The sequence below is a fragment of the Mycobacterium sp. 1482292.6 genome (assembly GCF_001672995.1).
GTDB lineage: Bacteria > Actinomycetota > Actinomycetes > Mycobacteriales > Mycobacteriaceae > Mycobacterium > Mycobacterium europaeum_A.
This window is the reverse complement of the sequence record NZ_LZKV01000119.1, coordinates 1-13,520: the sequence shown is the minus strand read 5'-3', so window position 1 is coordinate 13,520 and position 13,520 is coordinate 1. Positions and strand designations below refer to the sequence as shown.

Here is a 13,520-nt window from a genome sequence, read left to right as displayed (position 1 = left end):
GGGCCTTTCTACGGGCGGGCGATCATCGAGGTCGACGCTTCGGCCAGCAGGTCGCGATCCTGGTTGCGGTACACCGTGTGCCAGGTGACGAGGACGAATCTGCCGGAGCGGCCCTGTTTTTCGACGATCGAGGAGATGGTGCGCACCATTTCGATCTCGTCGCGGTGATAGGCGGGCAGGTGGAACGTGAAGCTCTCGCCGCCGGCCATCCGCTTGGGGGCGCGCGGGAACGCCAGGCTGCCGGAGACCGCGCCGGACGACCCGTCGGGACGCAGCGACTGCAGCGGCGAGACGCCGAGGATGGCGTACTGCAGGAACAACGGAGGGCAGATGATGTCGCGGTATCCGTTGGCCCGGGCGTAATCCGGGTCGAAATACAGCGGGCTGTGGTCGCCGACCGCCGCCGCCCAACGCTGCCAGTCGCGCCGGTTCACCTCACCGGTCGCCGACGCCGCGACGGTGCCCACCCGCGCCACCGATTCCGCATCGATCAAACTGTCCTCGCTCAACCGCACTCCCCTTCGTCGTCCATGCTGCGCTGCAGCCAGCGCGCGGCGACGTCGGCCCCGCCGCCGAATGTCGAGCCCAGCCTGGCCCGCTCGCTGAACAGATGCAGGTCGGTCTCGGTGACATAGCCCATGCCGCCGTGCAATTGGTGGGCGTCCAGCGTGATCAGCCGCGCCGCGGTGGCCGCGTGCATGCGCGCGATGGCCGTCTCACGGCTCGCGACGCGTCCGCGCCCCAGCCAGAACACCGCCGCGTGCGCGGCCAGTCGCGCGGCCGCCAGGGCGATGTGCATGTCGGCGACGAGATGCTGGGCGGCCTGAAACGACGCGATGGGCCGGCCGAATTGGTGGCGCAGCTTGGTGTAGTCGACGGTGCGCTCCAGCACGGCCTGTCCGACGCCCACCAGGTCGAGTGATCCCAGCGCCACGGCGGTGTTGGCCAGCCGGCGCAGCGATGCCGCGGTGATCCCGTCGAGCGCCGCGTCGGCCCGCACGTCGTCGAAGCGCACGGTGAATGCGCGGACGCCGCCGGCCATGTCGAGCGGTTCGACGCCGACACCACCGGCCCGGACGTCGACGACGAAGGCCAGCGTGCGCGCGGCGGCCGCGGCGGACACCACTAGGACATCGGCGACGTCGGCATCGAGGACGTAGTCCGCGGTTCCGGTGAGCCGCCAGCGGTGCGCGTCGGGATCGGCGCGCAGCACCGGGGTGACGACGGCGGCGTCGCGGGCGTTGTGCAGCGCGGTGGTGCCCCGCACGCTCCCGGACGCCAGCGGCGGCAGCCAGCGCGCCTTGAGTTCCGGGCAGCCGAGTTGGTCGACGGCCAGCGCGGCGAGCACGCTGCTGTGCACCGTCGTCGGGCACAGGGCGCGGCCGGCCTCGGTGGAGAAGACGGCCAGATCGTCGAGGGAGCCGCCGGCCCCGCCGTACTCCTCGCCGATGGCGAGGCCGAAGACGCCCGCGTCGGCCAGCGCCTTCCACAGCGCCGGGGTGCTGCGCTCGGCGCCGGGTTCGCCGAGCGCGCGCACCAGCGTGATCGGGTTTTCGGCGGCCAGCAGCGCGCGCAGCGCCGCGGCGAACGCGCGCTGCTCGGCGGTGGGGATCGTCTTCATCGGTGCTGCGCGAGGCCCAAATCAGCGTCCGTAGGACGGCATCGCGTGCCCGCGCTGCGCGATGATGTCGCGCAGCACCTCGTTGGTACCGCCGCCGAAGCGCATCAGCGGGGCGGCCCGGTAAAGCCGCTCGAATTTGCCGGCCAGCGGGGCCTGTTGGCTGCGATGCGCCAACAGGCCGTCCGGGCCGAGGAGGTCGAGCGCCAGGTCGGCGATGCGCTGGCGCAGCTCGCTGGTGAACACCTTCTCGACGCTCACTTCGACGGTGGGGATGACGCCGCTGTCGAGGATGGACGCCGCCTCGTAGCCCATCAGGGTGGCCACCGCGACGTCGGCCGCCGCCTGCGCCAGGCGGCGGCGCAGCGACGGATCGTCGGCGGGCACGGTGCCGTCGCGGCGCGGGCTGCCCGCCAGCTCGCGCAACTCCTCGACGGCGCGACGCAGGTCGCCGGCGTTGGTCAGCGCGCCGCGTTCGAGATCGAGCGCGCCGGTGATGTAGGTCCAGCCGTGATTGACCTCGCCGATCAGGTTGGTGGCCGGCACTCGCACGTTACGGAACCCCACCTCGTTGGTGCGGTATCCCGACCAGGCGTAGAGCGGGCGGATTTCGACGCCCGGGCTGTCGATCGGCACGATGATGACCGAGATGCCCCGATGCCGGGCGGCGCCGGGATCGGTGCGGACACAGAGCCATTCGTGTGTCGCGCGCTGGGCGCCGCTGTTCCAGATCTTGGTGCCGTTGATCACCCATTCGTCGCCGTCACGGGTGGCGCTGGTCCGCAGGGCCGCCAGGTCGGTCCCCGCCTCGGGCTCGGAATAGCCGACGGCGCAGATCATTTCGCCGCGGGCGATCGGGGGCAGCCACTCGGTCTTGTTGCGCTCGGTGCCGTGCCGCATGATCATCGGCGCCACCGACGTCACCGTCAGGTCCGGGCCGGGCACTCCCCAATATTCGAATTCGCTCATCAGCAGGTGCAGGTGCATCGCGCCCAGCCCCAGACCGCCGTACTCACGCGGCCAGTTCAGCCCGAACCAGCCCCGCTCGCCGATCTTGCGCCGGAACCGGGCGACCTCGCCCCGGGGATATTCCAGGTCGTGCTCGGCGAGCTCGGCCCGCAATTGGGGGGTCACGTTCTCGCGCAGGAATTCGCGAATCTCGGTGAGCCAGGCGCGCTGCCCCGCGTCGAGTTCGAAATCCATTCCGGCGCCTGTGCCCTTCTGCCAGCCTTACACCAAGCAGCGCCAGCGTAACGCCACGGCGAGAATGCGCCCGGGATTTCGCCGTAGCGTTACGCTGGGCGGCCCCCCGCCGGTCGACGGCCCCGCTGTAAACGCGCTGTCAAACTCCCGTTAAAACACATCGGCGCTCTCGCGGATACGCGGGCGGGCTGCGAAGATTCTCGGATCGGCTGGTCGACGCGGACCAGGGACGCCGCCCAGTTCCGGCCTGAGGGAGAAGTCATGCCCACTGTTGAGATGCGCCTCCGCGAAGACCTGCGCAACTACGCCGTCGAATTGCGGCAGCTCGCGTACACGCTGCCAATGGGCGTGGGCGAGCACGGTCTGCTGCAACTGTCCGACCGCATGCGAGCCGCGGCCGACCAGATGGTCCGCAAGGGCGCCTGAACAGGCGCGCTCAGCCGCCGCGGAGGCGGATCTTCCAGCGCACGAACCCCAGGTACACGGCGCTGATTGCGAACAGCATGCCGACGTCGAACCACCACGTCGCCGGGGTGTGCCGCCAATGCGAATCCTTCGGGGTCAGCGGGCCGGGCACCAGTTTGGTCAGGTCGGCGGTCGACGCCGACGCCGCGAAGCCCCACCGCGCCGGCGTGGCCCACGACATCTGATCCAGCCCGATGCGCGCGGTCACCGGAATCATCCCGCCGGAGAACACCAGCTGCGACATGACCGCCACCACCAGCAGCGGCATGATCTGCTCGTTGGACTTGGCCACGGCCGACAGGGCCAGCCCGAGCATCGCCGACGCGACGCACGTCAGCGCGACGTCGGCGAACAACTCGAGGCCCGGCTTGCCCAGCGCCACGGCGCCCTGCGTCGGGGCGCCCTTGCCGAGCACCGCGATGACGCTGACGATCGCCGACTGGACGATCGCGAAGACGGTGTACACGCAGACCTTGGCCAGCAGGTACGCCGACGTGGACAGCCCGACCGCCTGTTCGCGCAGGAAGATGGCGCGTTCACCGATGAGGTCGCGGATGGTCAGTGCGGTCCCCATGAACACCGCGCCGACATTGAGCAGCACCAGGATCTGGCCGGGCTCGTTGGGGGCGGCGCCCATCGGGTTCGGGATGCCGAACCCGACATCGCCGGGCACCGACATGGACAACGACCCCATGATGAACGGCAGCAGCGCGAGGAAGACGAAATACCCGCGGTCGGAGACGATCAGCCGCATCTGGCGCCGGGCGATGGTGGAGAACTGCCGGACCAGGCTGGTGTGCGCGGGATCGCCCAGTTCGGCCGGTTTCTCCGCGGGCGGTGGGGCCGGTGGCGGGCCCGTGCGGGCCAGATAGCGGGCGCGGGAGCCGTCGGGGTCGCTGGCGACGGTGCTGAAGATGTCGGCCCAGTTGGTGGTGCCCATGGCGGCACCGATCTGGCTGGGCGGCCCGCAGAACGCCGTCTTGCCGCCGGGGGCCAGCAGCAACACCTGATCGCAAACGTCCAGGTAGGTCAGGGAGTGGGTGACCACCAGCACGACGCGCCCGGCGTCGGCCAGCTGCCGCAGCATGGTCATCACCTGCCGGTCCAGCGCCGGGTCCAGGCCGGAGGTCGGCTCGTCGAGGATCAGCAGCGAGGGCCCGGTGAGCAACTCCAGCGCCACCGACGCGCGCTTGCGCTGTCCTCCGGACAGCCTGTCCACCCGGGTGTGCAGGTGCTGGGTCATCTCGAGTTCTTCGAGCACGCGGGCCACCACCTGGGCACGGTCGTCCTTGGTGGTGTCCGGCGGCAGCCGCAGTTCGGCGGCGTACATCAGCGCCTGCTGCACGGTCAGCTGCCCGTGCACCACGTCGTCCTGGGGCACCATCCCGATCCTGCTGCGCAACGAGGCGTACTCCGCGTGGATGTTGTGGCCCTCGAACGACACGGTTCCGGTCGTCGGGTGCGTGTATCCGGCGACCAAGCGGGCGAAGGTGGACTTGCCGGCGCCGGAGGGTCCGATGATCGCCGTCAGCGTGCCGGGAAGGGCGGTCAGCGAGATGTTGTCGAGCAGCGTCTTGTTGTTCTCGATCGTCCAGGTCACGCCGCGCACGTCGAGGCCGCCGCCGCGCGTCGCGGTGGCGGCCTGGTCGCGGCGGGCCAGGTTGCCGCCGTGAAAGACCAGGTCGATGTTGCCGATCGTGACCACGTCGCCGTCGTGCAGCACGGCCGAATCGACCCGGACGCCGTTGACGAAGGTGCCGTTGATGCTGCGGTTGTCCTGGATCTCGGTGCCGGAAGGCGTCGGGATCAGGGTGGCGTGGTGGCGCGAGGCCAGGACCTCGGGAATGACGATGTCGTTGTCGTTCGCGCGTCCGATCTTGATCGCGCCCGGCACGTCCGGCCCGGCCCTGCCCGGCCGCAGGATTTTCATCATCGACGTCGCGAGGATCGACGAGTCGCCGCCGATGCGGCCCGTTGCGGGCGCCGCCGGCTGCGCCGTGGTCGGCGGCGCCGCGTGCGCCGACGGTGACCGGTAGATCTGCGGCGCGGGCTGGGATCCGCTGGGCGGCGCGCTCGGGAGGCCGCCGGTCGGGTATCGCGGCTGCGCGGCGGTGGGCGGATGAACGGGGTGGCGGAACGAGGCCGATGCCGGCTGCTGGCTCTGCGCAGCACGCGCCAGCGGTTCGCTGGGGTTGCCGACGATCGGTATCGACGTGGTCAGGGGCGGCCGCCCGGCCGAACCCTGATGACGGCCGACCTCGAAGGTCAGCGCCGGGCCGTCCGGGTTGCCGACGTTGACCCGCAGGCCGTCCTGGATGTCGACGACCGGGACGCGGCTGTTGTGCACATAAAGGCCGTTGAGGCTGCCGTTGTCGATGGCGATCCAGCGGCCCTGCTCGTATCGCACGATCAGGTGGTTGCGGGAGATCAGGGGGTGGGCGACGCGGACGTCCGCGCGCAGGTCACGCCCGATCACGACGTCGTTACCCGGCGCGAAGGTGCGCTCGGCTCCCTCGTACCGCACGGTCAGCGCGGGCGGTGCTGGTGGGCTCATCGAGACCAACTGTAATGGCAGCGGCGGGGCTTATCCGCCGGGTTCACCGGCGGGCACCGTTTCGCACCCGCTCCCGGCGAGCGCGACCCTGCGGACCCACCGCAGCGAGAGATCGCAGACGACGGACGAACCGGCTTGCGGCGCAATTACTTTCGTAGCCTTCAACCCGCTACCGCGGCGTTGCGCAGGCTGCGCACGCTGGGAATCTTGGTGCGGGCGGCGGTGACGTCCTTGACGAAATCGCCGATGTACTTGAGGGCCCGCCGGCCCTCGGGCAAGACGTCGGCCGCTATCGGGAAGTCGTGAATCTGTCCATCCCACAGGTGCAGATCGCAGTGGATTCCGCTGGCTTCCAGGCGTTTCGCCATCAATTCGGCGTCGGCGAGCAACAACTCGTCCGAGCTGGCGTGAATGGTGACCGGCGGCATCGAGGACAGGTCGGCGTCCACCGGCGACGCGACGGTGTTGTCACCCCGGCCTTCCAAAACCTGTGCCTTGCTGAGGTATTGAGCGAACATCGAGAACGCCCGGCGGGTGAACATCGAGCACTTGCGCGCGTTACGGTGCTTGAGCTTGCGCACCGGGTCCGCGTCGGTGAACGGCGAGATGGTCGCCACGCCGGCCGGCTCCATGATGTCGTCACTGATCGCCAGCAGGGTGGTCATGAACGCCAGGTAGCCGCCGGCCGAGTCGCCGGCCACCACGATCTGGTCGCCATCGAAGCCGCGATCCTGCAGCCAGCGCAGGCCGCTGATCCCGTCGTCGATGGCATCGGTGATCTGGTGGGTGGGCAGCTTCCGGTAGGCGACGGTCAACACGGCGGCATCGGCCGCCTTCGACAGGCGGGCCACCATCGAGCGATGCGTGTTGAGGCCGCAGGTGAGGAAGGCGCCCCCGTGCAAATACAGGATCGCCCGCTCCCCCGATACGCCGGGCGCGCGAACCCATTCGGCGGCGCAGTTGTCCAGCCGAACCGAGTCGATCTTTGCGCCGGACCCGATGCGCGGGACCAGCCCCGCGACGCCGTCGACGTACTCGAACGGCCAGCGCAGGTTGGGCGTCATGGCCCACGCGCGAACGGTGTTCTTGATGATCAGGCGGCTGGCGAGCCCTACTGCGACCGACTGCGGGCTGTGGCGGTGATGCACGCGCCGCGTGATCGCCACGCTCGGCAGTATGTGGGCCGGCTCGGTTGTACTCACCATTGGGTTTCAACCTCCTAAGTGGAGGGCGGGTACCCGCCGCCGCGCCAGATTAATTGCAGAAGAACAGACGACAATTGTCGGGTACGTCACGTTTGCTGTGCCAGGAGATGGGTACCACTGCGCTAACTCTTGCGCGGTTCTCGCGCGGGCTCGATCCGGCCGGACCGGCTGTTGCCCGGCCCATCGCATGGCCGAAGATATGACCGATGACACACGCGAAGCTCCCCGAGCCGTTGCTGGCCGACCGGGTCGCGGTCGTTACGGGCGGCGCGGGAGGTATCGGCGCGGCGACCTCGCGACTGTTCGCCGCAAACGGTGCGCAGGTGATCATCGCCGACATCGACGCCGACCTGGCCGGCGCGACGGCCGCCTCGATCAGCGAATCCGGCGGCTCGGCCCTGGCGGTCGGCACCGACGTTCGTGATCCCGATCAGGTAACTCGCTTGGCCCGGGCGGTCCACGATCGGTTCGGCCGGGTCGATGTGCTGGTCAACAACGTGGGGCACTGGCTGCGGCACCCCGGCAGCTTCGCCGGCACCGACCCGCAGCTGTGGGATGACCTCTACCGAATCAACCTGCACCACGTGTTCCTGGTCAGCCGTGCGTTCCTGCCGGCCATGGTTGAGCGGCACACGGGTGCGATCGTGAACGTCTCGTCGGTCGAGGGGCTGCGTGGCTATCCCGAGGATCCGGTTTATGCCGCTTTCAAGGCCGCCGTCATCGCATTCACCCGCAGCCTGGCCGTCCAGGTCGGCAACGACGGGGTGCGGGTTAACGCGATCGCCCCCGACGTCACCGAGTCCCTACAAGTGCCGTATTCGCAATGGCTTACGGCCGAGGAGCAGGCGCAGTGGCCACAGTGGGTGCCGGTCGGGCGGATGGGCCAGCCCGAGGATCAGGCCCGGGCGATCCTGTTCCTGGCCTCGGACCTCTCGGCGTTCGTCACCGGCCACACCATCCCCACCGACGGCGGCACCGGCGCGGCCGGCGGATGGTTCCGCTCGGCGCGCCGCCCCGACCGCCAGTGGACCAATCGGCCCATCGCGCCATGATCAGGCCCATGATCAGGCCCATGATCAGGCATAGCCCAGCGCGGCGTTCTCCGCGCGGATGCGCACGCGCAGCACCGCGGCGTTGGCCGCGCTGAACACGATCGCGGTCAGCCACGCCGAATGCACCAGCGGCAGCGCGGCCACCTCGGCGGCGACCGCGGCGTAGTTGGGGTGACGCATCCAGCGGTACGGCCCGACGGTAACCAACGGCGCATCACCGATGACGATCAACCTCGGATTCCAGCGCTTGCCGAGCACGCTGACGCAGCGCCAGCGGACGGCCGTGCTGAACGCGACGACGGCCAGCATCGGCCAGCCCAGCCACCAGATGAACGGCCGGCTCAGGCTCCAGGTTTCGACGACGCACGAAATCAGCAGCAGGGCATGCATGCTGACCATCGCCGGGTAGTGATCGCGCCCGAACTCCTTGCCGCCGTGCGACATTGACCACCTGGCGTTTCGCCGGGCGACCGCCAGCTCCCCCAGACGTTCGGCGGCTATTGCGAGGATGAAAAGGTAGTAGTACATCGCGTTGCCCCCCGTCACCACTGCAGCAGCAGCAGCTCGAAGCAGAAGCCCGGGACCATCGCCAGCATCACGCCGAAGGCGCCGTCGCGCGGCGGCTGCGCGACCGTGCGGCGCAGCACGTCCAGCACAGAGACCGACGATACGTTCCCGTTCTCCCGCATGGAGTTTCGGCTATCATCCAGCGCGTCGGCCGGCAGGCCGAGCGCGTTCTCGATCGATTCGAGGACCTTTGGACCCCCGGGATGACAGACCCACGCCGAGATGTCGGCGACCGTCAGCCCGTGGCCGGCCAGGAACGCGTCGACCTCGTCGCGCAGGTAGTCGTCGGCCATTTTCGGGACCTCGCGCGACATCACCAGCTGAAACCCGCTCGAACCGACGTTCCAGCCCATCACGTCAACGGAATCCGGGATGACCCGGCTGCGGGTCGCCAGAATGTGCGGACCGGTAGCGCTGTCCCCCAACGGAATTCGGCCTCCCCCAGCCACGACGACAGCGGCGGCGCCGTCGCCGAACAGCGAGACGCCGATGAGGGCGGGAATCGAGGTGTCGTCGCGCTGCAAAGTGAGCGAGCATAATTCGACCGACAGCAGCACCGCCACATGGCCGGGGTAACCGTGCAAGTAGTCGTGCACACGCGCCATGCCGGCGGCGCCGGCCACGCAGCCGAGCCCGAACAGCGGGACGCGCTTGACGTCGGGCCGCAGCCCGATTCGCGTCATCAGTCGCGCGTCGATGGTGGGCACGGCGATTCCGGTGCTGGAGACCACCACGATGCAGTCGACCTCGTGAGCAGCCACGCCGGCGTCCTCGAGCGCCGAATTGACCGCCCGCTCACCGAGATTGACGGCGACTTCGAGGTAGGCGTTGTTGGCCTCGGTGAATCCGCTCAGGCGCGGATACCGCGCCAGCGGCAGCGCGAGGCTGCGCTGGTCGACGCCGGCGGTCTGGGCGAAGCGCACGAATGCCGGATCGGTGAACTCGGTGAGTTCGCGCGCCACCTCGTCTTGGTTGTAGCGGTGCGGCGTGAAAGCCACCGCGGTACCGGCGATCCGGGGAGCGCCGCACCCTCGGCCCGCGTCCCGATGCGCGGAAGTGGAATACGTTGTTGTAGTCATGCCTATGCGGACGACGCCCACCCCGCATATGGTTCACCGGATCGGTGCCGGGGTGAGGTGAACCACAGCGCGACATCGCCCGTTAACCAGGAGACGGTCAGGTTGGCGCGGGCCGGAATCGCGCTTGACCGTCGATGATCGTGACCGGGATGCCGTTGAGCACACCGTTGCCGGAGGGCTCGTCGATGAACGTCGGCGGGGAGAGCACATTGGTGTTCGCGCCAGGTGAGTTGTTGGCCACCGACATCCGGGTGCCCGGCTTGCCGTGCCCCCAGCCATGCGGCATCGAGACGACACCGGGCTTGATGGAGTCCGTGACCTCGACGGGCACCGTGATCTCACCGGCCTCCGATTTCACCGTCACGATGTCGCTGTCGGCGATGCCGCACCGGGCCGCGTCGTCGGGATGGATCAGCAACGTGCACCGGTCCTTTCCCTTCATCAGCGCCGGCACGTTGTGTAGCCAGGTGTTGTTCGATCGCAGGTGGCGGCGACTCACCAGGACGAGCGGTTCGGCGGGCCGCTGCATGCGGGCGGCCAGCCGCGGCAGGTCGTCGAGCAGGTATTGCGGGGCGAGACGGATCTTCTTGTCGGAGGTGGCGAGCAGGTCGGGCAGCTGCGGCACCATGGGTCCGAAGTCGATTCCGTTTGGGTTGGCCTTGAGCAGGTCCAGCGTGAGTCCGCCCGGATTCTTGCCGTACTGGTCGCCGAACGGCCCCGTTCGCAGGGTGAGGTCCAGCATTCGCTCGGGTCCCCCGTGCTCGTAGAGCTTGCGGATCTGCGCCCCGTCGAGGCCGCGGGTGAAGGCCAGGTAGTCGAAGAAGCCGTCGTCGATCGCCGCGACGTCCACGTCCTCGGCCGGGGTGCCGGTACACAGGCCGGTCAGCCGGATCAAAATCTCCCACTCGTGCGGGCGATCGCCCGGATCGAACACCGGGGCCGAATAATTCGCGATGCTGTGGATGGCGAAGAGCAGGATCAGATCGTCGTGGTGCGGCTGCTCGAGCGGGGACAGCCCGGGCAGGAGCACGTCGGCGTGCCGCGTCGTCTCGTTCAGCCAAAGATCAACGGAGATCATCGCTTCCAGCATCGGCAGCACTTCGTCGAGCTGGTCGCCGGCGGGGGTGGACAACACCGGATTGCCCGCCACCGTGATCAGCGCCTTGAGTTGCCCATCGCCCGGTGTGGCGATCTCCTCGGCCATGCACGACACCGGTGCCTGACCGAGCACCTCCTTGGCGCCGCGCACCCGGGTGTGCCAGCGACCGAATTCCGGTGCGCCGTCTTCCAATCCGGGCAGCGGTGCGGTGGTGATGGACCAGGCCGCCGGAGCGGGGAACATCGCCCCGCCCGGGGTGTCGAAATGGCCGGTGAGGATGTTGATGACGTCGACCAGCCAGCTGGCGAGGCTGCCGAACTCTTGGTTGCACAGGCCGATTCGGCCGTAGACCACCGATCTCTCCGTACCCGCGAGCTCGCGGGCCAGCCGGCGGATGCGGTCCTCACCGATGCCCGTGACGGCACTGACCCGCTCCGGCGCCCACTCCGCCGCGGCCGCCCGCATGGTGTCGACACCGTCGACATGGGGACCGGGATTGATCAGCCCCTCGTCGAAGAGCGTGTGCACGACGGCCAACAACAGCGCCGCGTCGGTTCCGGGCACGATGGGCAGCCACTCGTCGGCGCGCGCGGCGGTCAGGGTGCGCACGGGGTCGATCACAATCACCTTGCCGCGCTTGCGAATCCCATCGATCAGGCCCATCACGTTGGGTGCGGCCAACAGTGAACCCTGCGATGCCGCCGGGTTGGCGCCCATGATCACCAGCAGGTCGGTGCGTTCGATGTCGGGCACCGGGAAGTTCCACCACAGCCCGTACATCAGATGCGACGACAGGTTCTTCGGCCATTGGTCGACCGTCCCCGGCGAATAGGTGACCGGCATGCCCGACATCCCCATCAGCACGCCGGCATAGCGGGCCAGCGAGAACGAGTGCGCCAGCGGGTTGCCGGTGTAGGCGGTCACCGCGCCGATGCCGTACTTCTCGATCACCGGGGTCAGCAACTCGGTGCAACGGCGAAACGCCGCGTCCCAGCTGACTTCCCGCCACTGGCCGTCGACCTTGATCATCGGCGCGCGGATGCGGTCCGGATCGTCGTGCAGCGCCGCAAGCGAGGTGCCCTTCGGGCACAGATGCCCGCGGCTCCACACGTCGTCACGGTTGCCGCGAATGCCGGTGACGTGGCCGTCCTTGACGTCAATCGCCAAGCCGCACATGGCTTCACACAACGGACACGTGCGCAGGTGGGTACCGTCCTCGCCGGGTTTCATTCACCCACTGTATTCCGCTACCGCGGGTAGCGGAAGTGGAGAATGTGCGGGGTCAGGCCGTCCAGGGCCCGATGCCACCGACCCTGTCGATGCGGATGTGGGTGAGGTAGCCGGGCGGCGCGTTGTCCGGCGGAAACTTCGCGTTCGGATCACCCAGCACCGGGTTGAGCTCCGTCAGCAGTTCGGGGGCGCCGCCCTCGGTGATCCGGGCGGTGCCCGCGATGGACAGGTAGGGCCGCATCCCCTGCCCCGCAGCGTCCAGCGACACGATCGTCACGGCCACCCGGGGATCCCTGCGCACGTTGCGGACCTTCTTGTGTTCCGAAAGGTGGGCGCTGACGAGTTCGTCACCGTCCGGTGTCGACCGCAGCGCCACCCAGACCACGCTCACCTGGGGGCTGCCATCCGGATTGATCGTGACCAGGGTCGCATCGGCGCCCTTGCCGATGAGGCCGCGCGCGGCATCGTTGAGCTTCATGCGTGGTTATACAGCCAGGCGCGGAATTTCATTCCCAATCGGCTGCTCACACGCGGCGGCCCGGCCACGCCTGTGACCGGGCCACCCTCAGACGTTGCTACTGTTCGGCTTTTTGCCGAGCCTCGTTGATATCGGCGGCCTTGCGGGCGCTCTCGGCCTCGGCCTCTTTCTGGGCCGCCTCACGCTGCGCGTCGGCCTTGTCCTGCTGGGCCTGGCCCTCGCGCCTCAGGTCGTCACGGCCGGCGACCGCGCCGGCGACTTCCTTGACCTTGCCCTTGATGCCCTCGACGATGCCCTCGACGGCCTCCGCGGGACCACTCTTGTCCGACATGCGTTCTCCCTCCATGGCGTGCACGCGCCCGTGTCGTGCAATCGACTCCCTTATTGCCCAACGGGCGGATTCTCGAAACTTCGGCCAGACCGTGCAATACGCCTACGCTGTTGACCCAGAAGGGTCGGCGGGGCGAGGAGTCGTGACGGTGCAGATGTGGGAACTGGTCGCCCGCGAGCGGATTCGGGATACCCTGGCGCGCTACAACTGGTCCGGCGACGCCGGCCGCCTCGACGACCTGGCGGCGACGTTCTGCGCCGACGGCGTCCTCGAGATCCGGGGTTTCGAGCCACTGCACGGGCGGTCGGACATCGCGGCCTTCCTGGGCGGCGTCACGGGCCGGATCGCCGTCGACACCGACGTCAAACCGATTGTGCGCCATAACGTCGCAAACGTGTTGTTCACCGAGGTGACACCCGACCGCGCCCGGGTCGACTGCTACTTCACCGTGGTCACCCACATCGGCCTGGACCACTACGGCCGGTACCGCGACATCCTGGTTCCCGACGGTGGCGCCTGGCTGATCAAGCACCGCAAGGTCTCGACCGACTGGGCGGCTCCCGACTCCGCAATGGCCCGCCGGCCCTAGCGGCACCGCGATCGCTGGCCCCGATGGTCAGCCGAACCAGCAGGTAGGCC

The 13,520-nt window shown here is 68.9% G+C and carries 13 protein-coding genes; 3 read left to right on the top strand and 10 right to left on the bottom strand.

Annotated elements, in window-relative coordinates:
- Positions 1–8: 8 nt before the first annotated feature.
- From A5624_RS12315 to A5624_RS12305, 3 genes are read right to left on the bottom strand one after another with little or no spacing between them, the layout of a single operon-like run.
- On the bottom strand, positions 9–509 hold the full coding sequence (locus A5624_RS12315; RefSeq protein ID WP_066866532.1) for a MaoC family dehydratase N-terminal domain-containing protein: 501 nt from the start codon (positions 507–509) through the stop codon (positions 9–11).
- The gene (locus tag A5624_RS12310; RefSeq protein ID WP_066866466.1) at positions 506–1,621 is read right to left on the bottom strand and encodes an acyl-CoA dehydrogenase family protein; all 1,116 of its coding nucleotides are present in this window, start codon (positions 1,619–1,621) and stop codon (positions 506–508) included. The genes A5624_RS12315 and A5624_RS12310 overlap by 4 nt, the downstream gene beginning before the upstream one ends.
- 21 nt (positions 1,622–1,642) lie before the next feature.
- The gene (locus A5624_RS12305; RefSeq protein ID WP_066866464.1) at positions 1,643–2,821 is read right to left on the bottom strand and encodes an acyl-CoA dehydrogenase family protein; all 1,179 of its coding nucleotides are present in this window, start codon (positions 2,819–2,821) and stop codon (positions 1,643–1,645) included.
- Between the two features lie 261 nt (positions 2,822–3,082).
- On the opposite strand from A5624_RS12305, the gene A5624_RS28600 reads away from it, so the two are divergent.
- Positions 3,083–3,247 (top strand): hypothetical protein, encoded by a 165-nt coding sequence (locus A5624_RS28600; protein WP_165827963.1) that lies wholly within the window; start codon positions 3,083–3,085, stop codon positions 3,245–3,247.
- Between the two features lie 10 nt (positions 3,248–3,257).
- Here the strand turns inward: A5624_RS28600 and A5624_RS12300 are convergent, their stop codons facing one another.
- Both A5624_RS12300 and A5624_RS12295 read right to left on the bottom strand, forming a co-directional pair.
- Positions 3,258–5,840: an ATP-binding cassette domain-containing protein gene (locus tag A5624_RS12300; RefSeq protein WP_197518952.1), complete on the bottom strand. Its 2,583-nt coding sequence runs from the start codon at positions 5,838–5,840 to the stop codon at positions 3,258–3,260.
- Between the two features lie 161 nt (positions 5,841–6,001).
- Positions 6,002–7,045: an alpha/beta hydrolase gene (locus A5624_RS12295; protein ID WP_082972047.1), complete on the bottom strand. Its 1,044-nt coding sequence runs from the start codon at positions 7,043–7,045 to the stop codon at positions 6,002–6,004.
- A gap of 206 nt (positions 7,046–7,251) precedes the next feature.
- On the opposite strand from A5624_RS12295, the gene A5624_RS12290 reads away from it, so the two are divergent.
- Complete coding sequence (locus tag A5624_RS12290; protein ID WP_066866460.1) at positions 7,252–8,097, top strand: SDR family NAD(P)-dependent oxidoreductase; 846 nt, start codon at positions 7,252–7,254, stop codon at positions 8,095–8,097.
- A gap of 24 nt (positions 8,098–8,121) precedes the next feature.
- On the opposite strand, the gene A5624_RS12285 is transcribed toward A5624_RS12290, so the two are convergent.
- The 5 genes from A5624_RS12285 to A5624_RS12265 all read right to left on the bottom strand — a co-directional run bounded on the left by A5624_RS12285 (position 8,122) and on the right by A5624_RS12265 (position 12,881).
- Entirely contained in the window at positions 8,122–8,625 is a 504-nt protein-coding gene (locus A5624_RS12285) for an isoprenylcysteine carboxyl methyltransferase family protein (protein ID WP_066866530.1), read from the bottom strand.
- A gap of 14 nt (positions 8,626–8,639) precedes the next feature.
- A complete protein-coding gene (locus tag A5624_RS12280; RefSeq protein ID WP_082990552.1) occupies positions 8,640–9,743 on the bottom strand; it encodes a type III polyketide synthase in 1,104 nt (367 codons plus the stop codon).
- A gap of 97 nt (positions 9,744–9,840) precedes the next feature.
- The gene (locus tag A5624_RS12275; RefSeq protein WP_066866458.1) at positions 9,841–12,072 is read right to left on the bottom strand and encodes a molybdopterin-dependent oxidoreductase; all 2,232 of its coding nucleotides are present in this window, start codon (positions 12,070–12,072) and stop codon (positions 9,841–9,843) included.
- 52 nt (positions 12,073–12,124) lie between these two features.
- Positions 12,125–12,550, bottom strand: coding sequence for a PPOX class F420-dependent oxidoreductase (locus tag A5624_RS12270; protein ID WP_066866456.1), 426 nt, complete (start codon positions 12,548–12,550; stop codon positions 12,125–12,127).
- A 97-nt stretch (positions 12,551–12,647) separates the two neighbouring features.
- Positions 12,648–12,881 carry a general stress protein CsbD gene (locus tag A5624_RS12265; RefSeq protein ID WP_066866528.1) on the bottom strand — a complete coding sequence of 78 codons (234 nt, stop codon included), beginning with the start codon at positions 12,879–12,881 and terminating at the stop codon, positions 12,648–12,650.
- A gap of 148 nt (positions 12,882–13,029) precedes the next feature.
- Here A5624_RS12265 and A5624_RS12260 point away from each other — a divergent pair, with 148 nt between their 5' ends.
- Complete coding sequence (locus A5624_RS12260) at positions 13,030–13,470, top strand: nuclear transport factor 2 family protein (protein ID WP_066866527.1); 441 nt, start codon at positions 13,030–13,032, stop codon at positions 13,468–13,470.
- Positions 13,471–13,520: the final 50 nt, after the last annotated feature.

Excerpts from the sequence above, each read along its gene's own strand:
- A5624_RS12265 (WP_066866528.1), bottom strand. The coding sequence starts at position 12,881 with ATGTCGGACAAGAGTGGTCCCGCGGAGGCCGTCGAGGGCATCGTCGAG.
- A5624_RS12285 (WP_066866530.1), bottom strand. The coding sequence starts at position 8,625 with ATGTACTACTACCTTTTCATCCTCGCAATAGCCGCCGAACGTCTGGGG.
- A5624_RS28600 (WP_165827963.1), top strand. The coding sequence starts at position 3,083 with ATGCCCACTGTTGAGATGCGCCTCCGCGAAGACCTGCGCAACTACGCC.
- A5624_RS12305 (WP_066866464.1), bottom strand. The coding sequence starts at position 2,821 with ATGGATTTCGAACTCGACGCGGGGCAGCGCGCCTGGCTCACCGAGATT.
- A5624_RS12295 (WP_082972047.1), bottom strand. The coding sequence starts at position 7,045 with ATGGTGAGTACAACCGAGCCGGCCCACATACTGCCGAGCGTGGCGATC.
- A5624_RS12290 (WP_066866460.1), top strand. The coding sequence starts at position 7,252 with ATGACACACGCGAAGCTCCCCGAGCCGTTGCTGGCCGACCGGGTCGCG.
- A5624_RS12310 (WP_066866466.1), bottom strand. The coding sequence starts at position 1,621 with ATGAAGACGATCCCCACCGCCGAGCAGCGCGCGTTCGCCGCGGCGCTG.
- A5624_RS12280 (WP_082990552.1), bottom strand. The coding sequence starts at position 9,743 with ATGACTACAACAACGTATTCCACTTCCGCGCATCGGGACGCGGGCCGA.
- A5624_RS12275 (WP_066866458.1), bottom strand. The coding sequence starts at position 12,072 with ATGAAACCCGGCGAGGACGGTACCCACCTGCGCACGTGTCCGTTGTGT.
- A5624_RS12300 (WP_197518952.1), bottom strand. The coding sequence starts at position 5,840 with ATGAGCCCACCAGCACCGCCCGCGCTGACCGTGCGGTACGAGGGAGCC.
- A5624_RS12270 (WP_066866456.1), bottom strand. The coding sequence starts at position 12,550 with ATGAAGCTCAACGATGCCGCGCGCGGCCTCATCGGCAAGGGCGCCGAT.